At 66.7% G+C, this 20,092-nt stretch carries 17 protein-coding genes and 1 tRNA gene; all 18 read left to right on the top strand.

Going from position 1 to position 20,092, the window contains the following annotated elements:
- The first annotated feature begins 101 nt into the window (after positions 1–101).
- The 18 genes from L0D17_RS11065 (at position 102) to L0D17_RS10980 (ending at position 20,035) form a co-directional block, all read left to right on the top strand.
- Positions 102–175: transfer RNA gene (locus L0D17_RS11065), tRNA-Gln, on the top strand.
- A 44-nt stretch (positions 176–219) separates the two neighbouring features.
- Positions 220–582, top strand: a complete 363-nt coding sequence (locus tag L0D17_RS11060; RefSeq protein WP_243095312.1) for a response regulator — start codon at positions 220–222, stop codon at positions 580–582.
- An 18-nt stretch (positions 583–600) separates the two neighbouring features.
- Complete coding sequence (locus tag L0D17_RS11055; RefSeq protein ID WP_243095320.1) at positions 601–2,721, top strand: transglycosylase domain-containing protein; 2,121 nt, start codon at positions 601–603, stop codon at positions 2,719–2,721.
- Positions 2,705–3,445, top strand: coding sequence for an RNA methyltransferase (locus L0D17_RS11050; protein WP_243095311.1), 741 nt, complete (start codon positions 2,705–2,707; stop codon positions 3,443–3,445). Before L0D17_RS11055 ends, L0D17_RS11050 begins: the two co-directional genes overlap by 17 nt.
- Positions 3,438–4,985: a sensor histidine kinase gene (locus tag L0D17_RS11045; protein WP_243095309.1), complete on the top strand. Its 1,548-nt coding sequence runs from the start codon at positions 3,438–3,440 to the stop codon at positions 4,983–4,985. The genes L0D17_RS11050 and L0D17_RS11045 overlap by 8 nt, the downstream gene beginning before the upstream one ends.
- Before the next feature lie 10 nt (positions 4,986–4,995).
- On the top strand, positions 4,996–5,490 hold the full coding sequence (locus L0D17_RS11040) for a low molecular weight protein-tyrosine-phosphatase (RefSeq protein WP_039459918.1): 495 nt from the start codon (positions 4,996–4,998) through the stop codon (positions 5,488–5,490).
- Positions 5,453–6,241, top strand: a complete 789-nt coding sequence (locus tag L0D17_RS11035; protein WP_243095308.1) for a fructosamine kinase family protein — start codon at positions 5,453–5,455, stop codon at positions 6,239–6,241. Before L0D17_RS11040 ends, L0D17_RS11035 begins: the two co-directional genes overlap by 38 nt.
- Positions 6,217–6,972 (top strand): DUF4388 domain-containing protein, encoded by a 756-nt coding sequence (locus tag L0D17_RS11030; protein WP_243095307.1) that lies wholly within the window; start codon positions 6,217–6,219, stop codon positions 6,970–6,972. The genes L0D17_RS11035 and L0D17_RS11030 overlap by 25 nt, the downstream gene beginning before the upstream one ends.
- Positions 6,973–6,979: 7 nt before the next feature.
- Positions 6,980–7,825 carry a pseudouridine-5'-phosphate glycosidase gene (locus tag L0D17_RS11025; RefSeq protein WP_243095305.1) on the top strand — a complete coding sequence of 282 codons (846 nt, stop codon included), beginning with the start codon at positions 6,980–6,982 and terminating at the stop codon, positions 7,823–7,825.
- A gap of 4 nt (positions 7,826–7,829) precedes the next feature.
- On the top strand, positions 7,830–8,693 hold the full coding sequence (locus tag L0D17_RS11020) for a RodZ domain-containing protein (RefSeq protein WP_243095303.1): 864 nt from the start codon (positions 7,830–7,832) through the stop codon (positions 8,691–8,693).
- Between the two features lie 60 nt (positions 8,694–8,753).
- Positions 8,754–10,058: a 30S ribosomal protein S12 methylthiotransferase RimO gene (gene rimO, locus L0D17_RS11015; RefSeq protein ID WP_243095302.1), complete on the top strand. Its 1,305-nt coding sequence runs from the start codon at positions 8,754–8,756 to the stop codon at positions 10,056–10,058.
- Between the two features lie 12 nt (positions 10,059–10,070).
- Positions 10,071–11,408: a Trk system potassium transporter TrkA gene (gene trkA, locus L0D17_RS11010; protein ID WP_039459796.1), complete on the top strand. Its 1,338-nt coding sequence runs from the start codon at positions 10,071–10,073 to the stop codon at positions 11,406–11,408.
- Positions 11,380–12,852: a TrkH family potassium uptake protein gene (locus tag L0D17_RS11005; protein ID WP_243095299.1), complete on the top strand. Its 1,473-nt coding sequence runs from the start codon at positions 11,380–11,382 to the stop codon at positions 12,850–12,852. Before trkA ends, L0D17_RS11005 begins: the two co-directional genes overlap by 29 nt.
- A gap of 24 nt (positions 12,853–12,876) precedes the next feature.
- Positions 12,877–15,333: an alpha-glucan family phosphorylase gene (glgP, locus tag L0D17_RS11000; protein WP_243095298.1), complete on the top strand. Its 2,457-nt coding sequence runs from the start codon at positions 12,877–12,879 to the stop codon at positions 15,331–15,333.
- Between the two features lie 56 nt (positions 15,334–15,389).
- On the top strand, positions 15,390–16,154 hold the full coding sequence (locus L0D17_RS10995; RefSeq protein ID WP_243095296.1) for an ABC transporter substrate-binding protein: 765 nt from the start codon (positions 15,390–15,392) through the stop codon (positions 16,152–16,154).
- A 48-nt stretch (positions 16,155–16,202) separates the two neighbouring features.
- Entirely contained in the window at positions 16,203–16,991 is a 789-nt protein-coding gene (locus tag L0D17_RS10990; protein ID WP_243095287.1) for an amino acid ABC transporter permease, read from the top strand.
- 56 nt (positions 16,992–17,047) lie between these two features.
- Positions 17,048–17,998 carry a TAXI family TRAP transporter solute-binding subunit gene (locus tag L0D17_RS10985; protein ID WP_243095285.1) on the top strand — a complete coding sequence of 317 codons (951 nt, stop codon included), beginning with the start codon at positions 17,048–17,050 and terminating at the stop codon, positions 17,996–17,998.
- A 63-nt stretch (positions 17,999–18,061) separates the two neighbouring features.
- Complete coding sequence (locus tag L0D17_RS10980) at positions 18,062–20,035, top strand: TRAP transporter permease (RefSeq protein ID WP_243095283.1); 1,974 nt, start codon at positions 18,062–18,064, stop codon at positions 20,033–20,035.
- Positions 20,036–20,092: the final 57 nt, after the last annotated feature.

Below are 20,092 nucleotides of genomic sequence, written 5' to 3'. Positions count from 1 at the left end.
TAAAATACGGGGGGAGGCGGTCCCCACAGAGTCTCAAATGTGTTGACCGACTACAGGGATTTGACGGGAAGCGCCTTTTGCCCTACAATCCCCTTGGACGCTGGGGCGTCGTCTAATGGCAGGACAGCGGACTTTGGATCCGCCGGTCGTGGTTCGAGTCCACGCGCCCCAGCCAGATTTTTTTCATAGCATTTTCGCAACCCTAAGTAGACTGGCCCCGTGGCGGCGGAGTATCCGGGGCTTCTTCTATTAAGCCGCAACGAGGCGCTGCGGGCTTACGTGGAGCTGGTATTGGCGGAAACCGGTATCCCGGTCCGCTACTTTGACTCCGCCAAGGAAGGCCTGTTCTGGCTTCTGGACCACACCCCGCGGGCGATCCTGCTGGACGAGGACCTGGACGTGGACCCCTTTGCCGCCGCGGTACGGATCCGCCACGTGAAGCGGCTCAAGGAGGTGCCCCTGGCGGTGCTCATCTCTCCCTCGGAGAAGTTGCGCACCACGGCGGAAGTGGTCCGGGTTTTGCCCATCACCAAGCCCCTAAACCGGGAGAAGCTGGCCCGCTTTTTGGGGATGCCCCTCTGAGGTCCCTTGGGTAAACTGGTGGGCGTGCGGGTCTTCCGCTTTCTTCTCCTCCTCCTGGCTGGCCTAGTGGCTGGGGCGGGGCTCGCCTTGGGTTACCTGGCCTACGCCTACACTCGGGACCTCCCGGATCTATCCCAGTTTGAGCGCCTGCGCCTCACCGCCACTTCGGTCCTTTACGCCCGGGACGGCACCCCCTTGGCCCAGATCGCCAGCGTGGAGGAAGGGCGGGCCATCCACCGGAGCCTGGTGCGGCTGAAGGATGTGTCCCCGGCGGCGGTGGCGGCCATCGTCTTCTCCGAGGACCGCCGCTTTTTCCAGCACTACGGGGTGGACTTCCTGCGGCTTCTGGGAGCGCTTTATGCCATCGCCCGGGGGGATTTGCAGGGGGGGAGCACCATCACCACCCAGGTGATCAAGAACACCCTCCTCAAGGAGCTGGCCCAGGCCCGTTCCCTGGAGCGGAAGTTCAAGGAATGGGCCTTGGCCTTGGAGTTGGAGCGGCGCTACACCAAGGAAGAGATCCTGGAAATGTACCTGAACGTGGTTCCCTGGGGCGGCAACGCCGTGGGGATCAAGGGGGCGGCGGAGGCTTACTTCGGCAAGGACCCGGCCGCCTTGACCTTGGCGGAGGGGCTTTACCTGGCCTCCCTCATCCCCGCCCCCAACGCCCGCTACCAGGATCTAAAAGGGGTGCGGGAGCGGATGCGCCTCCTATTGGACCAGATGGTGGCGGAGGGGTGGGTGAGCCCTGAGGTGGCCGAGGCCACCTGGCGGGAGCCCCTGGTGCCCAAGGGGTGGCAGGCCCGCTACGACGGGAAGGGGAACCTTCTGGAGGCCCGGCTGGTGGACCCCGAGGCCCGGCTGTTGCGCCAGCTGGACTTCCGCATGGCCCCCCACTTCGTCATGGAGGTGCGGCGCTTCCTCGAGGCCCGCTTCGGAAAGGACAAAATCTACGGAGAAGGCGGACTTAAGGTTTACACCACCTTGGACCCCGCCATGCAACGGGCGGCGGAACGGGCGGCCCGGGGAGCCCGCCTGCCCGAGGGGGCGGAGCTCGCCATCGTGGGCTTGGACCCGGAAACGGGGGAGGTCTTGGCCCTGGTGGGGGGCATCCGGCGGGAAGGGGACGAGTACAACCGGGCCACCCGGGCCCTCAGGAACCCGGGGAGCGCCGTGAAGCCCTTCGTCTACGCCACCGCCTTTGAGGAGGGCTTCACCCAGGCCAGCCTGGTCCCCGACCGCCCCCTGGAGTTCCCCGATCCCAGCCAGCCTGGGGGGGTGTGGCGGCCCAAGAACTTCTCCGGGACCTTCCTCAACCGGGAGATCAGCGTGCGCTATGCCTTGGACCTTTCCTTGAACCTTCCCGCCATTTACACCGCCAACGCCATCGGGGTGGAGAAGGTGGCGCAAAAGCTTTCCCAGGCGGGCTTCGCCGTGCGCTACCCCACCTTGGCCATCGCCATCGGCGGGGCCTCCATCACCCCCGTGGACCTGGCCGCCGCCTACGCCTCCTTTGTGAACGGGGGGTACCGGGTGGCCCCCCTTTATGTTCTGCGGGTGGAGGACGCCGAGGGAAGGGTGCTCTACCAAGCCTCCCCGGAGCGGCGCCCCCTCTTTAGCCCCCAGGTGGCCTACCAAGGGTGGGACCTGCTAAAGGGCTACGTCTACGACCTGGGGGAGAAGGGCCTGGCCAAGGGGGCCCGCATCCCCGGGCGGGTGGTGGGGGGGAAGACGGGAACCACCAACGAGGCGAGGGACCTCTGGTTCGCCGGAGTGACCCGGGGGCTTTCCGCCGTGGTCTGGGTGGGGCGGGACGACAACAAGCCCTTGCGCATGGGGGGGCGGGAGCCTTCCAGCTCCGTGGTGAACCCCCCCATCTGGCGGGCCTTCGTGGCGGAGGCCCTAAGGGGCCGCCCGGGGGGTGACTTTCCCCCGCCTCCTGGGCTTGTGCAGGCCCAGGTGGACCTGGTTTCGGGAATGCCCTCGCAAGCGGGCGTGGCCATGTGGTTCCCCCAGGGCAAGGTCCCCCTTCCCCCGGCGGAACCGGCACCCCCCGCTTCGCCCGAGGCCACGGGCCAGGCGGCCCCAGAAGCTTCCCCAGAAGCACCCGTGGAGGAACCCCATGGAACATCGCCCTGACCTGAGCCATGTGCGCATCGTCTTGGTGGAGCCCCAGGAGCCCATGAACGTGGGGGCGGTGGCCCGGGCCATGCGCAACTTCGGGCTCTCCCGGCTTTACGTGGTCAACCCTCACCCCCGGGTGGGGCCGCCTTGGGCCCGGGAGGCCTACTGGCTGGCGGTGCACGCGGAGGACGTCCTGGACCGGGCGGTGGTGGTCCCCACCTTGCCCGAGGCCTTGGCGGGGACCCAGTTCGTGGTGGCCACCACGGGCCGCCCCCGGGAGCTTTACCCCGCCCCCGTGGTCCCGGCTTGGGAGGTGCCCCGCCACGCCCTCGCCGTGGCGGGGGAGGTGGCCTTGGTCTTCGGCCGGGAGACCTTCGGCCTCACCAACGAGGAGCTAGACTTAGCCCACCTCATTGGCACCATTCCCACCGCCCCGGAGCAACCCTCCTTGAACCTGGCCCAGGCGGTGGTGGTCTTCGCCTACGAGCTTTTCAAGGCGGCCCTGGGTGGCCTCGAGGCCAGGGAGGAGCTGGCCCCGGTGGAGGCCTTGGAAGCCCTTTTCGCCGACTTGGGGCGGTACGTGCTGGAAATCGGCTTCACCGACGCCCACCGCCACCCCTACGCCATGCGCCGCCTGCGCCGCATCCTGCACAAGGCAAGGCTTGCCCCGGGAGAGGTGCAGCTCCTGCGGGGGCTCCTCCACCAAAGCCGTTACGCGCAGGGGAAGAAGGATGGCTAGCCAAAGCCTTTACCGCTTGGTCCGCCTGGCGCAGCGCCTTTTGCCGCCCCTCATCGCCTTGGTGGTGGTGGCCTTTGAGGTGGCGCTCTTGCCCTACCGCCACGTGGACGCCTTGCTCTGGCTTCGCCTGGGGTTTTACGGCCTGGTGGGGCCCTTGGTCACCTACGCCGTGTTGGAGTGGATCGCCCAGGAGGTTTTGGAGAAGGTGCGGGCGGAAAGGGCCCTGGAGGAGGCCAACCGCAGGCTTCTGGCGGCGGGGCGGGTCTTCCGCGAGGCCCTGGAAAGCGAGAACCTGGAGGAGGCGGTGCACCGCGTGGCCCTGGCCTTGCGGGAAACCTTGGGCTACCCGGTGGCCCTCGAGGCGGAGGGGGTGCGGGCGGGGGAGGAGTGCGGGGGGGTGAGGGTGGAGCTTCCCGGGCTAAGGGGGTACCTGGAGGCCTGCCCCCCCGCCCCGGAACGGGCCTTCCTGGAGGTGCTCGCCCACGAGGTGGGGGGGGCTTTGCAGTCCGTGGTGGCGCGAAGCCGCGACCTCCTCACCCTCTTTGAGGTGGACCAGGCCCTAAAGGCCGAGGCCAACCTGGACCGCCTTCTGGAAAACCTCCTGGAGCGCATTCGGGACTGGGCGGGGGCGGAGGGGGGCGGGGTGCTCCTTTTGGACGAGGAGGGGTTCTTGGTGCCCCGGGTGGTGCGGAACCTGTCCCTCCCCGCCCACCCCTACCTTCCCGAGGGCCCGTGGAAGGGGGCCTTGGAGGGCCCCGTCTTCGTGGCCCCCAAGACCCTGGCCCTGCCCCTGAAGGCCCGGGGGACGGTGGGGGTCTTGGTCCTAAAAGGGGAAGACCTTTCCCGGCGCATCCCCTTCCTTTCCTTCCTGGCTTCCCAGGTGGCCTTGGCGGTGCGGAACGCCCAAGCCTACCTGAGGGCGGAGGAGCTCGCCATCAACGAGGAGCGCACCCGCATCGCCCGGGAGATCCACGACGGCCTGGCGCAAAGCCTGGCCTTCATGGCCTTGAAGCTGGATCTGGCGGAAAGGCTTTTGGACAAGGACCGGGAGGCGGCGCTAAGGGCTTTGGCCGAGGTGAAGGACACCTTAAGGAGCCAGATCCGGGAGGTGCGCCGGAGCATCTTCGCCCTAAGGCCCATTGACCTGGAGCGCTACGGCTTCCTGGAGTCCGTGCGGCGCTACGCCCAGGCCTTCGCCGAGCAGGCGGGGTTTAGGGTCCACCTCTCCTTGCCCGAGGCGGTGGGGCTATCCCAGGCCAGTGAGCTCGTCCTCTTCCGCGTCCTGCAGGAGGCCCTCACCAACGCCGCCAAGCACGCCAAGCCCACCCGGGTGGAGGTGGTCTTGGAGCCTTTGGGGGAACGGGGGGCGAGGCTTGTGGTGCGGGACAACGGCCAAGGCTTTCAAAACCCTGAGGCCCAGGGCCTGGGCGGCTTTGGCCTGACCCAAATGCGGGAGCGGGTGGAGGCCAGGGGGGGGCGTTTTTGGGTGGCCTCGGCCCCAGGGAAGGGCACGGAGGTGGGGGCGGAGGTGCCCTACTAGGCGTCCTATGATGGGAGGCGTGGAGCGTCCCGTGCGCGTGCTCTTTGTCTGCTTGGGCAACATCTGCCGGAGTCCCTTGGCGGAGGGGGCCTTCCGCAAGCTCCTAAGGGAGCGGGGACTCGAGGCCCACTTTGAGGTGGACTCCGCGGGCACCGGGGCCTGGCACGCGGGGGAGCCCATGGACCCCCGGGCCCGGCGGGTCTTGGAGGCGGAGGGGGCCTACTTCCCCCACGTGGCCCGGGCCATGACCCGGGAGGACGCCCTATACTACGACCACATCCTGGTCATGGACCGCAAGAACCTGGAGGAGGTCCTGAGGCGCTTCCCCGAGGCCCGGGGCAAGGCGCGGCTCCTTTTGGACTACCTGGGCGGGGGAGAGGTGAAGGACCCCTACTACGGCGACTACCAGGACTGCCTCGAGGCCTACTGGACGGTGGAGGCCGCCTGCAAGGCCTTCCTGGAGGTCCATGGACCCCAAAACCCTCCTCCGGCGGGCGGGGCTTGAGGTGGAGGGTACCCCCCTTCCCCTCCACGGGGGGGATATGGCCCGGGTGTGGCGGGTGGGGCCCTACGCGGTGAAGCTGGCGGAAAACCCCCCGCCGGGCCTCTTCGCCGCGGAGGCGCGGGGGCTTAGGGAGCTCGGAAAAAGGGGGGTCAGGGTGCCACGGGTGTTCCACGTGGCCGAGGAAGGGCTTGTGCTGGAGTACCTCTTCCCGGGCCCGGAGGACTGGGAGGGGCTTGCCGCCATGTTGGCCCGCCTCCACCGAAAGCGGGAGGAGGCGTACGGGGCCGAGCCGGGCTTCCTCGGCACCTTCCCCCTGCCGGGGAGGCGGGGAGGGGACTGGACGGAGTTCTTCTACCTCCGTTGCGTGGAGCCCTTGCTCCAGGCCACCTGGGACCGCCTGGAGGGGCTTGGGCCCAAGGTGGAGGCGCTTTTCAGAGAGCCTTTGCCCACAGAGGGCCCCGCCCCCCTCCACGGGGACCTTTGGCACGGCAACGTCCACTTCGCCCAAGGGGGGCCGGCCCTTTTGGACCCTTCCTTCTTCGTGGGGGAAAGGGGCGTGGACCTGGCCATGATGCGGCTTTTCGGCGGATTTCCCACCGCTTTTTGGCAGGCCTACCAGGCCCTTTACCCGCTGCCCGAGGAGGTGGAGCGGGCCCTTCCCCGGTACCAGGTGTACTACCTCCTCGCCCACGTGCACTTCTTCGGCAAAGGTTATCTGGGGGCGCTATGGAAGGCGATTTCCGCCTCTTAGGCCCCATTGACCTCCTGCAACTTTTGGCCCAGGGGGGCAAGACGGGCGTCTTCCTGGTGGAGGGGCCGGGCGGAGCGGGGGAGGTTTACCTGGAGCGGGGCCGCCCCGTGCACGCCGCCTTCGCGGGCAAGGCGGGCCGGGAGGCCCTTTTGGAGGTCCTGGCCCTGAAGGAGGGGCGTTTCCGCTTCCACCTGGGCGCCAAGGCCCCCCTCACCACCCTTGCCGGCCCCTTGGAGGCGTACCTCCTCGAGGCCATCCGTTCCCTGGACGAACGGGTGGAGGTGGGCCCCTTTGACCTGGTGCGTCCCTCGGCTCGCCTGGAGGCGGTGGGGGCCACCCTGGACCCGGTGGAGCTCGCCCTCCTTCAGGACCTAGGCCGGGGGAAAAGCCCCTTGGACCTGGTGGGGAGGTGGCCCCTGGAGGAGGTGCTGAAGCGCTTGGGGCACCTGGCCCGGCTCAGGCTGGTGGAGGTGGCCCCCCGGGTGCCCCGCACCGCCAAGCTCCGGGTGGCCTTGGGGAAGCGGGGGGCCCAGGTGGAGGCCCTGCTCCTCAAAGCCTGGCGGGTCCACTACGGCCCCTTCGCCCAGGTGCGGGTCAAGGGGGCAAGGGAGGTCCTCTTGCCCGTGGAAGGGGCGGAAGGGCTTGGGGTGGAGCTCAGGCTTTCCCCCGAGCTCCTCCTCTTCCACGGGCTCAAGGTGGGAGAGGAGGTCTTGGTCTGGCCCGAGGTATAGTGGCCCCATGCGGGAAGCTCTGGTGGCCTTGGAATCCGCCCTCCTCACCCACGGCCTGCCCTATCCCCTGAACCTAAAGGTGGCCCTGGAGCTGGAGGAGGCGGTGCGGGAGGAGGGGGCGAGCCCCCGCACCATCGCCCTCTTTCGGGGTGAGGTGCGGGTGGGCTTGAAGCGGGAGGAGATGGAACTTTTGGCAAAGGGCGGGGCGGAGAAGGCGAGCCTTTGGAACCTGGCGGCCCTCTTGGCCCAAGGGAAAAGCGCCGGCACCACGGTGGCGGCCACGGTCCACCTGGCCCACCGCCACGGGATCCAGGTCTTCGCCACCGGGGGCATCGGTGGGGTGCACCCCGAGCCCCATGATGAGAGCGCCGACCTTTTGGCCCTGGCCCGCACCCCCATCCTGGTGGTGGCCGCGGGGCCCAAGGCCATCCTGGACCTTCGGGCCACCTTGGAAAGGCTGGAGACCCTGGGGGTGAGCGTGGTGGGCTACCGCACGGACCGCCTTCCCGCTTTCTTCTCTCCCGCCTCCCCCTATCCCGTGCCCGCCCGGGTGGAAAGCCCCCGGGAAGCGGCCCAGGTTTACCGGAGGGCCAAGGAGCTTGGCCTAGGGGCGGTGCTTCTGGTGAACCCGGTCTCCGAGGGCATCCCTTACGAGAAGGTGGCGGCGTGGGTGGAGGAGGCGAGCCACCAAGCGGCAAGGGAGGGCGTTTTCGGCAAGGCCCTTACCCCCTACCTCCTCCGGCGGCTTTCCGAGCTTTCCCAAGGGGAGACGGATCGGGTGAACCGGCGCCTCCTCCTGGAAAACGCCCGGTTGGCGGCCCAGGTGGCCCGGGCGCTTGCGGCGCTAGAATAGCCTTGTGTGCGAGCTCGGGGAAAGGCTTAGGCGGGCGCGGGAGGAGAAGGGCCTAAGCCTTAAGGAAGCGGCGGAGCGGCTTTCCTTGAAGGTGCGGGTCCTGGAGGCCCTCGAGGCCTGCCGCTTTGAGGCGTTGCCCGAGCCGGCCTTGGCCCGGGGGTACCTGAGGCGCTACGCCCTCCTTTTGGGCTTGGACCCCGAGCCCCTCCTGGCCCTCTACCCCGCGCCTTCCCCCAAAACCCTCCCGCCCCCGCCGAAGGGGCGGGCCCGGCGGCCCTTGGGGCTTTGGCTGGCCCTATTCCTCGCCCTGCTCCTGGGCTATGGGGCCTACTTGCTCCTCCGGCCTGAGCCCAAGCAGGTGGTGGTCCTCCCCGAGGCGCCGCCCCCGCCCGCCCCCGCCCGCTACACCCTGCGGGTGGTGAGCGAGCCCCCGGGGGCCCGGGTGTACCTGGACGGGTTTTACCTGGGCCAGACCCCCTTGGCCACCCCCCCGTTGGAGGGGGGGAGGCGGGTGTTAAAGGTGGAGCTTCCGGGCCACGCCCCTTGGGAGGAGGAAATCGTTTTGAACAAAGACCTTTCGCTGAACGTGCGGCTCACCCCCACGGAAAATCCCCCTCCCGAAGGGGCTTCCCCCTCGCCAGGGGAGGGAAAACTGGTCCTGCGGCTGGAGGGGCGGAGCTGGCTTAGGGTGACCCAGGGGGAGAAGCGGCTTTACGAGGGCATTCCCGAGGTGGGGAGCGAGCTTCGCTTTGACCTTCCCGTGGAGGTGCGGGCCGGGAACCCCGGGGGGGTGCGGGTCATCCTGGACGGGAAGGACTTGGGGCTCATGGGGGAACCGGGCAAGCCCCTTACCCGGAGCTTCCCCTAGGCGTGGCCTGGGGTCCCGGCTATACTTAGGCCTTGTTGGGGCCCTGCCCCAAGGAGCGCTATGGCAAAGATCGGCTTTGTGAGCCTGGGTTGCCCCAAGGCTTTGGTGGACTCCGAGCAGATCCTCTCCCGGCTCAAAGCCTTAGGCTACGAGACGAGCCCCACCTACGAGGAGGCTGACCTGGTCATCGTCAACACCTGCGGCTTTATCACCCCGGCGGTGGAGGAGAGCCTCGAGGCCATTGGGGAAGCCCTCAAGGAAAACGGCCGGGTCATCGTCACGGGGTGTTTGGGGGCACGGCCCGAGGTGATCCAAAGCCGCCACCCGGAGGTTGTGGCGATCACGGGGCCAGGGGAGGTGGAGGGGGTCTTGGCGGCGGTGGCGCAGGTCCTACCCCCTTCCCGGGACCCCTTCTTGGACCTGGTGCCGCCCCAGGTGAAGCTCACCCCCAAGCACTACGCCTACCTGAAGCTTTCCGAGGGGTGCGACCACCGCTGTAGCTTCTGCATCATCCCCGAGCTCCGGGGGCGGCTTCGCTCCCGGGACGCCGCCGAGGTCTTGGCTGAGGCGGCACGCCTGGTGGCCACGGGGACCCAGGAACTCCTCCTCATCGCCCAGGACCTTTCCGCCTACGGGGTGGACCTGGGCCACCGGGCAAGCTTTTGGGGGGACCGCCTGGTGCGGGCGGAGCTTAAGGACCTCCTCGCCCACATGGCGGAGCTTGGGGCCTGGATCCGCCTCCACTACGTCTACCCTTACCCCCACGTGAAAGACCTCCTTCCCCTCATGGCCGAGGGGAAAGTCCTCCCTTATTTGGACGTGCCCCTGCAACACGCCTCCGAGCGCATCCTGCGCCGCATGCGCCGTCCCGGGGGGTACCAAAGCCACCTCAAGACCCTTAAGGCCTGGCGGGAGGTGGTGCCGGAACTCGCCCTCCGCTCCACCTTCATCGTGGGTTTCCCCGGGGAGACGGAGGAGGATTTTCAGATCCTTTTGGACTTTTTAGAGGAGGCGGAGCTGGACCGGGTGGGGGTCTTCCCCTACTCCCCGGTGGAAGGGGCGGAGGCCAACGCCCTGGACGGCCACGTGCCCGAAGAGGTGAAGGAGGAGAGGAAGGCGCGGCTCATGGAGCTCCAGGCCCGGGTCAGCCTGCGGAAAAACGAGCGCCTGGTGGGAAAAACGTTGGAGGTCCTGGTGGACGAGCTTCCCGAGCCAGGCCTCGCCGTGGGCCGCACCTACCGAGACTCCCCCGGCATCGACGGGGTGATGTACGTGGAGACGGACGGCACGGTGCGGGTGGGGGAGAGGATCCAGGCCCGGGTAACCCGCGCAGACACCTACGACCTTTACGGGGTCCAGGTTTAGCATAGGAGGCGTATGTACATCGTCATCGCCGGGGGTGGGGAGGTGGGCGGGGAGCTCGCCCGCACCCTGGAGAAGGCCCACGAGGTGGTGGTCGTTGACCGCAACCCCCAGGCCAAGGAGCGCCTGGCCCACCTGGACGTGAAGGTGGTGGTGGGGGGGGCCACGGACCCCGACACCCTGCGGGAGGCGGGGGTGGATCGGGCCGACCTCTTCATCGCCAGCACGGACTCCGACGAGGTGAACCTCCTCGCTTCCCTCCTGGCCAAGGGGCTTGGGGCCAAGGAAACCCTTTGCTTCGTGGGCAAGGGGGGGTACGTGGAGGTGTTGGCCGATCCCCGTACGGCGGAAATCCTCGGCACCCGCATTGACAAGGTGCTCTGGCCCCAGCGGGCCATGGCCCGGGAGATCGTGGAGGTGATCTTGGTGCCCGGGGCGGTGGACACGGAGGTTCTGGCGGGGGGAAGGCTCCGCTTCGTGGAGTACCGGGTGAAGGAAGGGGGGCCTTATGCCCACCGCCTCTTGGCGGAGGAGGTCTGGCCCGAAGGGGTGTTGGTGGTGGGGGTGGTGCGGGACGGGGCTTTCCTGAGCTTCGCCCACCCCGATTTCCCCGAGCTGGTGCTAGAGCCCGGGGACAAACTCCTTTTCGTCACCACCTTAAAGGCTTTTCCCGAGCTCGAGGCCTGCTTCGCCACGGGCCGGGGGGTTCGGCGGGTCATGATCCTGGGCGGAGGGAATGTTGGCTTCATGGTGGCCCAGGAGCTCTTGCGCAGGCGGCTAGAGGTGGTGATCATTGAACCCAACCGGGAGCGGTGCGAGTGGCTTTCCCAAGAACTTCCCGGGGCCTTGGTGATTCAGGGAGACGGCACGGACCTGGAGCTTTTGGAGGCGGAGGGGATGCAGGAGGCGGACGCCGTGGTGGCGGTGACGGATAACGACGAAAAGAACCTCCTGGCTTCCCTCTTGGCCAAGCAGCTTGGGGTAGGTAAGGTCATCACCCGGGTTTCCCGCTCGGAAACCCGGAGGCTCTTTGAGCAGGTGGGGATTGACCTCCCCCTCACGCCGCGACAGGCGGCGGTGCGGGCGGTATTGGACTTCCTGGGACCGGAAAACGTGGAGCATGTTTCCACCATGGACGAAAACATAGAGCTTTTGGAGGTGGAGCTTCCGGAGGACTTCCAGCCCAGGGCTTTGAAGGCCTTGGCCGGGCCCCAGGTGGCCCCCGTGGCCCTGGAGCGGGACCATCGGGTGATGCTGTACCGGGAGGACCTGTTGGCCCTCCCCGGGGATCGTCTCTTTTTGGTGGCGGCCCGGGAGGTGGCGGATGAGGCCGTGGCCCGCATCGCGCGCTAGACCGGGGTTCCGCTCCAGCCTTTACCTGCTTGGCCTTACCTACCAGGGGATGGGGGTGATCCTCTTCCTCTTCGCCCTTCTGGCCCTCCTCCTGGAAGAGGACGCCCGGGGCTTCGCCTTTGGGGCCCTCCTTGGCGTGGGCTTCGGGAAGGTGCTTCAGGCCCTAGGCCACCCACAGGCCCAGCCCCGGAGGGCCGAGGTCTTCGCCAGCGTGGCCCTCCTATGGATCCTGGTGCCCGTCTTGGGGGCGGTGCCCTATTGGGTTTCCGGGGGGATGGGCTACCTGGATGCCCTTTTTGAGTCGGTTTCCGGCTTCACCACCACTGGGGCCACGGTCTTGGCGGATTTCGGCCGCTTTGGTCAAAGCCTCTTCCTGTGGCGAAGCCTTACCCAGTGGATGGGGGGCATCGGTATCGTGCTGCTTTTCCTCGTCATTTTTCCCCAGCTTCAGGTGGCGGGGCGGCAGGCCTTCTTCGCCGAAAGCACGGGGGTGGAAAAGGAGCGCCTGACCCCGAGGCTCCGGCATACCGCCCTGGCGGTGCTGAAGGTCTACTTGCTCCTCACGATCCTGGCCTTCCTCGCTTACTGGGGGGCGGGCGTTCCCGTTCACGAGGCTCTGTCCAACGCCCTCACCACCATTCCAGCCGGGGGGCTCAGCCCCAACCCGCAAAGTTTCGCCGCCTACGCCCCCTTGGCCCAGTGGGCAGGGGTAGTCTTCATGTTCTTGGCAGGGGTGAACTTCCTCCTCCAGTACCGCCTCCTGTTTGGCCGGGAGGTGAGGCCCCTTTGGCGCGATGCCGAGTTTCGGGCCTATCTGGGCGTCGTCCTTCTTTTTGGGGCGCTTCTCACCCTTTACCTCTACACGCACCACATGTACGGGCTGGAGGCAAGCCTCCGCCACGCCTTTTTCCAAGTGGTTTCCATCCTCACCACCACCGGCTTCGCCAGCGTGGACTTCGCCCAGTGGGCGGTTCCGGCCCAGGCTCTTTTGGTCTTCTTGATGTTTATCGGGGGCAGCGCCGGTTCGGGGGCGGGGGGCATTAAGGTGGTCCGGTGGCTCCTCCTTTTCGGGCTTTTGCGGCGGGAGGTTACCCGCACCCTGCACCCCCAGGCGGTCCTTCCCTTGCGCCTGGGGGAGCGGGTGGTGTCGGAGGAGGCCCTCAGGCAGGTTGCTGTTTTTGTCTTCCTCTATACCGTGCTCTTCGGCCTGGGGACCTTGGCCTTGGCCCTTTTGGAAGGGGATTTCGTGGTGGCTTTCACCGCCAGCGCCCAGGCCATCGGCAACATCGGCCCTGGTCTTGGCCCGGTGGGGCCCATGGGTTCGTACGCCGAGCTTTCCCCTTTTTCTAAGCTCGTCCTGATTTTCCAGATGTGGGCCGGGCGCATAGAGATTTTGCCCGTGGTCCTCCTTTTTAGCCCCGAGCTGTGGCGCAGACTGCGCTAGGGGTTTTGGGTATAATCTCCCCCCGTGAAAACCCTTGGCCACATCACCGCCATGCCCCTCCTACCTGGGCCCTTGCAGGGCCTAAGGGAACTGGCCTATAACCTTTGGTGGAGCTGGAACCCTGAGGCGGCGGAGCTTTTTCAAGAGATTGATCCTTTGCTTTGGAAGCGCTTCCGGGGAAATCCGGTGAAGCTCCTCTTGGAGGTGGACCCGGCCCGCCTCGAGGCCTTGGCCACCACCAGCTACCCCGCCCGGGTGGAAGCCGTGGTGGGGGCCTTGCGCCGCTACTTGGAGGAACGGGGGGCCAAGCGGGGGCCCTTGGTGGCCTACTTTTCCGCGGAGTACGGCTTCCACAGCTCCTTGCCCATCTACTCTGGGGGGCTTGGGGTCTTGGCCGGGGACCACGTGAAGGCGGCGAGTGACCTGGGGCTGGCTTTGGTGGGGGTCGGGATCTTCTACCACGAGGGCTACTTCCACCAGCGCCTTTCCCCGGAGGGGGCACAGCTTGAGGTCTATGAACCCTTACACCCCGAAGAACTTCCCCTTCTTCCCGTCCAAGACGCCGAGGGCCGGCCCCTAAGGGTGGGGCTGGACCTGCCCGGGCGGCGGCTTCTTTTGGGGGCCTACCGGGTCCAGGTGGGGGTGGTGCCCGTCTACCTCCTCACCGCCAACCTGCCGGAAAACGCCCCCGAGGACCGGGCCATCACCGCCCGGCTCTACGCCCCGGGCTTGGAGATGCGCCTGTTGCAGGAGATGGTCTTGGGCATCGGGGGGGTGCGGCTTCTGCGCGCCTTGGGCCTTGCCCCCCAGGTCTTCCACATGAACGAGGGGCACTCGGCCTTCTTGGGCTTGGAGCGGCTTCGGGAGCTTCTTGCGGAGGGGCACTCCTTCCCCGTGGCCTTGGAGCTGGCCCGGGCTGGGGCCCTCTTCACCACCCACACCCCCGTGCCCGCGGGGCACGATGTCTTTCCCTTGGACCTCTTGGAGCGCTACCTGGGGGGCTTCTTTGAGGGCCTGGGCGTGGGGTGGGAGGCGGTGCTGGCGTTGGGCCTCGAGGAGAAGCCCTGGGGCAGGGTCTTTTCCATGTCCAACCTGGCCCTTTCCACCAGCGCCCAGGCCAACGGCGTGTCCCGGCTTCACGGGGAGGTGTCCCGGCGCATGTTCCACCACCTTTGGCCTGGGCTTCTCCTCGAGGAGGTCCCCATCGGCCACGTGACCAACGGCGTCCACACCTGGACCTTCCTCCATCCCCGCCTCCGCCGCCACTACGCCGAGGTCTTCGGGCCCGAGTGGCTCAAGCGCCCGGAAGACCTCTCCACCTGGAAGGTGGAAGGCCTGGGGGAGGAGTTTTGGCGCATCCACCAAGAGCTCCGGGGCGACTTGGTGCGGGAGGTGCGCCGCAGGCTTTACGAGCAGCGCCGCCGCAACGGGGAAAGCCCAAGCCGCCTGCGGGAGGCGGAGCGGGCCTTGGACCCGGAGGCCCTCACCATCGGCTTTGCCCGCCGCTTCGCCACCTATAAGCGGGCGGTCCTCCTCTTCAAGGACCCTGAAAGGCTTCTTAAGATCGTGCGGGGGCCCTACCCGGTCCAGTTCGTCTTTGCCGGCAAGGCTCACCCCAAGGACGAGCCGGGGAAGGCCTACCTGCAGGAGCTGGTGGCCCGGATTCGGGAACTGGGCCTCGAGGACCGCATGGTGGTCCTGGAGGACTACGATATGTACCTGGCCCGCGTCTTGGTCCACGGCTCGGATGTCTGGCTCAATACCCCCCGCCGCCCCATGGAGGCTTCGGGAACGAGCGGCATGAAAGCGGCTTTGAACGGCGCCCTGAACCTGAGCGTGCTGGACGGCTGGTGGGCCGAGGCCTACAACGGCAAAAACGGCTTCGCCATCGGGGATGAGCGCATCTACGAGAGCGAGGAGGCCCAGGACATGGCGGACGCCCAGGCCCTGTACGACGTGTTGGAGTCCGAGGTTCTCCCCCTCTTTTACGCCGTGGGCTCAGAGGGCTACTCCTCCGGCTGGCTTTCCATGGTCCACGAGAGCCTGCGCACCGTGGGGTCCCGCTTTAGCGCCGCCCGCATGGTGGGGGAGTACGAGGCCCTCTACCAGACGGGAGAGGCTTGGTCCGAGCGGGCTAGGGCCCAGGGGGAGCTTCTTAGGGCCTTTCACGAAGCCCTCCCCGCCTTCTTTGCCTTAAGCCTCAAGGTGGAGGTGCCGGGGGACCTCACCCTAAACGGCACCCCCATGCGGGTGCGGGCCTGGGTGGAAGGGGAGGTGCCCGAGGCCCTGCGGCCCTTTGTGGCCGTGGAGCTCGTGGTGCGCCGGGCGGATGGCGCCCTCGGGGTGGTGCCCCTGGAGCCAGAAGGGGATGGCTATAGCCTGGCCTACCGCCCCCCTCGGCCCGGAAGCTACGCCTACGGGGTGCGCCTTGCCCTAAGGCATCCCATCACCGGCCGGGTGGGGTGGGTGCGCTGGGCCTAGGCTTGCCCCGGGCAAAGGGGCGTTATAATCTTGCGGTGTACGCAAGGGGGTATGACATGAAAAAGCTGCTTGTCTTGGTAGGGCTTTTGGCGCTTTCCCTGGGGCTTGCCCAGGTGCGGAGCATGGACCAGATCAGGCGCTCCGGGGAGATCCGCATCGGGACGGAGGGGGCTTTCCCCCCCTTCAACTACTTTGATGAGAAAAACCAGCTCACCGGCTTTGAGATTGACCTGGGCAACGCCATCGCCAAGAAGCTTGGCCTGAAGCCGGTCTGGATCACCCAGGCCTTTGATAGCCTCCTGATCCAGCTCAACCAGGGCCGGTTTGACTTCGTCATCGCCTCCCACGGCATCACCGAGGAAAGGGCCAAGGCGGTGGACTTCACCAACCCCCACTACTGCACGGGTGGGGTGATCGTGAGCAAGAAGGGGGGACCCAAAACGGCCAAGGACCTCCAGGGCAAGGTGGTGGGCGTGCAGATCGGCACCACCTATATGGAGGCGGCGCAGAAGATCCCCGAGATCAAGCAGGTGCGCACCTACCAGAAGGACCCGGATGCCCTGCAAGACCTCCTGGCGGGCCGCTTGGACGCCTGGATCACCGACCGCTTCGTGGCCAAGGAGGCCATCAAGGAGCGCAAACTGGAGAACACCCTCCAGCTGGGCGAGCTCGTCTTCCAGGAAAAGGTGGCCATGGCGGTGGCCAAGGGCAACAAGAGCGTCCTGGACGCCTTAAACGGGGCCCTGGCCGAGCTGATGAAAGACGGCACCTACGCCCAAATCTCCAAGAAGTGGTTTGGGGAGGACGTGCGCTGCCGGTAGCCCTTTTTTGACCCAAGGGCCCTTGGCCCTTGGGGTTTTCTTCTGCCCATGCCCCTTTGGCTTCGCTTCCTCTTGCTGCTGGCCCTCCTCTTGGGGGGCTACTTCCTCTTCTTCGCCCTGTTGGGGTTTGCCCTGGAGCGCTACTTCCTCCTCACGGGCTTCGGCCCGGAGCGGGCGGCCTCCGCCAGCCAGGCCATGGCCCTGGGGGCGGAGATCACGTTAAAGCTCACCTTAATCTCGGGGCTTGCGGGCCTCATCATCGGCGTCTTTGCCGGGATGTTTCGGCTTTCCTCCCGGGCTTGGGTGCGGCTTCCCGCCACCTTTTACATCTGGGTAACCCGGGGTACCCCCCTCTTGGTGCAGATCCTCTTTGCCTATAACGCCCTGCCCCTTTTGCTCCAGCCCCTCTGGCCCGAGGCCCAGCAGGCCCTGACCCCTTACTGGGCAGCCTTCATCGCCCTTTCCTTCAACGTGGGGGCCTACAACGCCGAGGTGGTGCGGGCGGGGATCCAGGCCATTCCCAAGGGGCAGTGGGAGGCGGCCTGGTCCTTAGGGCTCTCCCCGGCGGACACCATGCGCTTCGTGGTCCTGCCCCAGGCCCTGCGCATCGTGGTGCCTCCTTTGGTGAATAACGTGGTGGCCCTCCTTAAGGATTCCTCCTTGGCCAGCGCCATAGCCCTAACCGAGCTCGCCCTTTCCGGGCAACGGATCATCTCCGCCACCTTCCGCCCGGTGGAGGTCTACTTGGCGGTGGCGGCCATTTACCTCCTCCTCACCACGGTGCTCACCGCCTTTACCAACCGCTTAGAAACGCGCTTGAAGGTGCCGGGGCGCTAGGGGTTGTCCCCATTTGGGGCCCCCGGTATACTGCCTTCGGTTAAGGAGGTGTAAAGATGCGGCTAAAACGGTATCTGCTTGCAGGGTTCGCCCTCTTGGGGCTAGGCTTCGCCCAGGAGTTCATCACCATCGGGTCTGGTTCCACCACCGGCGTCTACTTCCCCGTGGCCACGGGCATGGCCAAGCTGGTGAACGATGCCAACGTGGGGATCAGGGCCAACGCCCGCTCCACCGGGGGGAGTGTGGCCAACATCAACGCCATCGCCGCCGGGGAGTTTGAGATGGCCTTGGCCCAAAACGACATCGCCTACTACGCCTACCAGGGCTGCTGCATCCCCGCCTTTGAGGGCAAGCCGGTGAAGAGCATTCGGGCCCTGGCCGCCCTCTACCCCGAGGTGATCCACATCGTGGCCCGGGCCGACGCCGGGATCCGCACCGTGGCCGACCTCAAGGGCAAGCGGGTGGTGGTGGGGGATGTGGGCTCCGGCACGGAGCAAAACGCCAGGCAGATCCTCGAGGCCTACGGCCTCCGCTTTGAGGACCTGGGCCAGGCCATTCGGGTGAGCGCCACCCAGGGCATCCAGCTCATGCAGGACAAGCGGGCGGACGCCCTCTTCTACACCGTGGGCCTGGGGGCGAGCGCCATCCAGCAGCTGGCCCTCACCACCCCCATCACCCTGGTGGCGGTGGATTTGGGCAAGGTGCAGGCCATCGCCAAAAAGTACCCCTTCTACGTGGGCTTTAACATCCCCGGCGGCACCTACAAGGGCGTGGACGTCACCACCCCCACGGTGGCGGTCCAGGCCATGCTCATCGCCTCGGAAAAGCTTTCCCCCGACGCCGTGTACAAGTTCATGAAGGCGGTTTTCGGCAACCAGGAGGCCTTCAAGAAGATCCACCCCAACCTGGAGCGCTTCTTTAGCCTGCAAAGGGCGGTGAAGGGGCTTCCCATCCCCTTGCACCCTGGGGCGGAGCGCTTCTACAAGGAACTGGGGGTCTTGAAGTAGGCGGAAAGCGTTGGCCAGGGGCCCCGCCCGGGGCCCCTTTTCCCTGGCGGTGAAGGAGGAAGGATGACGGACGCCAACCTTTTGGTGGAGGAAAGCGAGCTTGGGGGAAGGCGCCCTAAGGGGGCGGGGCGGTTCCTCCTTTTGGGTTTGGGGGTGGCCTGGAGCCTCTTCCAGCTTTGGGCCACGGAGGTGGGCACCCTGGATCCTTTTCGGCTCAGGGCGGTCCACCTGGCCTTCGCCTTGGCCTTGGCCTTCCTGGCCTACCCGGGAAGGCGGGGGCCTAAGGACCGCATTCCCCTTTTGGACTGGGCCTTGGCCCTTCTGGGCGTGGTGGGGGCTTTGTACGTGGTGGTGGACTACTACGGCATCACCCAGCTTCGGGGGGGCATCCCGAGCGAAAGGGACGTGGCCTTCGGCACCCTCACCCTCCTCGTCCTCTTCCTCGCCGCCTGGCGGGTGGTGGGGCCCGCCCTGCCCCTCATCGCCTCGGTCTTCGTCCTCTACGCCCTCACGGGCCCCAAGGGGCTTCTTCCCTTTAGCCTGCCCTCCTGGCTCCAGCTCCACGCCGGAAGCCAGTGGAGCCAGCTTGTGGGCCAGCTCTACACCACCGCCGAGGGCATCTGGGGGGTGCCTTTGGGGGTTTCCGCCACCTTCGTCTTCCTCTTCGTCCTCTTTGGCGCATTGCTGGACAAAGCGGGGGCGGGCCGATTCCTCATCCAACTGGCCTATGCCCTCCTAGGGACCTACCGTGGAGGGCCTGCCAAAGCGGCGGTGGTGGCCAGCGCCCTTCACGGCATGGTGTCCGGTTCGTCCGTGTCTAACGTGGTGACGGTGGGGAGCCTCACCATCCCCCTCATGAAACGGGTGGGGTATCCCCCCGAGACTGCGGGGGCCATAGAGGTGGCCTCGGGTTCCAACGGCCAGCTGATGCCCCCGGTTATGGGGGCGGCGGCCTTCATCATGGCTGAGTTCCTGCAGATCCCCTATGGCGATCTCATCGTGATGGCCGCTTTGCCCGCCATCTTGGCGTACGCCACCTTGTTTGTGGTGGTCCACCTCGAGGCCCTCCGCATGGGCCTAAAGGGAGTACCCCGCCACGAGCTGCCTCCGGTGGGCCCCGTGTTGCGCTCGGGCTTCCACTACCTAATCCCTCTAGGTTATCTCATCTACGCCCTCGTCATAGCCCACCTGACCCCGGAGCGGGCGGCCCTGAACACGGTGGGTCTGTTGATCGGCCTCATCCTGCTACAGGAAGCCTACTGGGCCTTTCGCCAAGGGCGGGGCCTAGGGGCTGGTCTGGTCCGGGGAGTCTGGCTGGTGGTGGAGGGGCTGGAAGCCGCCGCCCGCAACATGGTAGGTATCGCTCTGGCCACGGCCACCGCCGGAGTGATTGTGGGCATCGTCACCATGACCGGCGTTGGCTTCGGCCTCACGGACATCGTGGAGCGCTTTTCCGGGGGGAACCTCATCTTGGTCCTCGTTCTGGCCCAGCTCACGAGCCTCCTTTTGGGCATGGGCCTTCCCACCACCGCCAACTACATCGTCATGGCTTCCTTGGTGGTTCCCGTGGTGCTTAATCTGGCCGAGAAAGCGGGCTATGCGGTGCCCCCGGTGGCCGCGCACCTCTTTGTGTTTTACTTCGGCATCATGGCCGATTCCACCCCTCCCGTGGCGCTGGCGGCCTATGCGGCTAGCGCCATCGCCAAGTCGGATTTCTGGAAAACGGGGATCCAGGGCTTTATCTACGAGATGCGCACGGCATTTTTGGCCTACATGTTCTTCTTTAACCCCAAGCTGCTGTTGATTGGGGTGAGCGGGTGGCTCGAGGGCTTAGAGGTGGCCCTCAGCGGCTTTGCGGGCATGGTGGCCTTCGCTGCCGCCACCCTTGGCTTTTTGCATAAACCCATGGGCTGGCTCGCCCGCTTGGTCCTGTTGCTGGCGGCGCTGAGCCTGGTGACTCCCGGTATACAGACCGACCTCCTGGGCGGGGCTCTCCTCTTGGGGGTATATCTATGGCAAAGGCTCAGGACGCCATGAGGCCCATCATCCGCATCCACAACCTGCACAAGTGGTTTGGCTCCCTGCACGTGCTGA

It is taken from the genome of Thermus thalpophilus (assembly GCF_022760915.1).
GTDB lineage: Bacteria > Deinococcota > Deinococci > Deinococcales > Thermaceae > Thermus > Thermus thalpophilus.
Note: the sequence above shows the minus strand (reverse complement) of the source record. Positions and strands in the feature narration are given on the sequence as shown.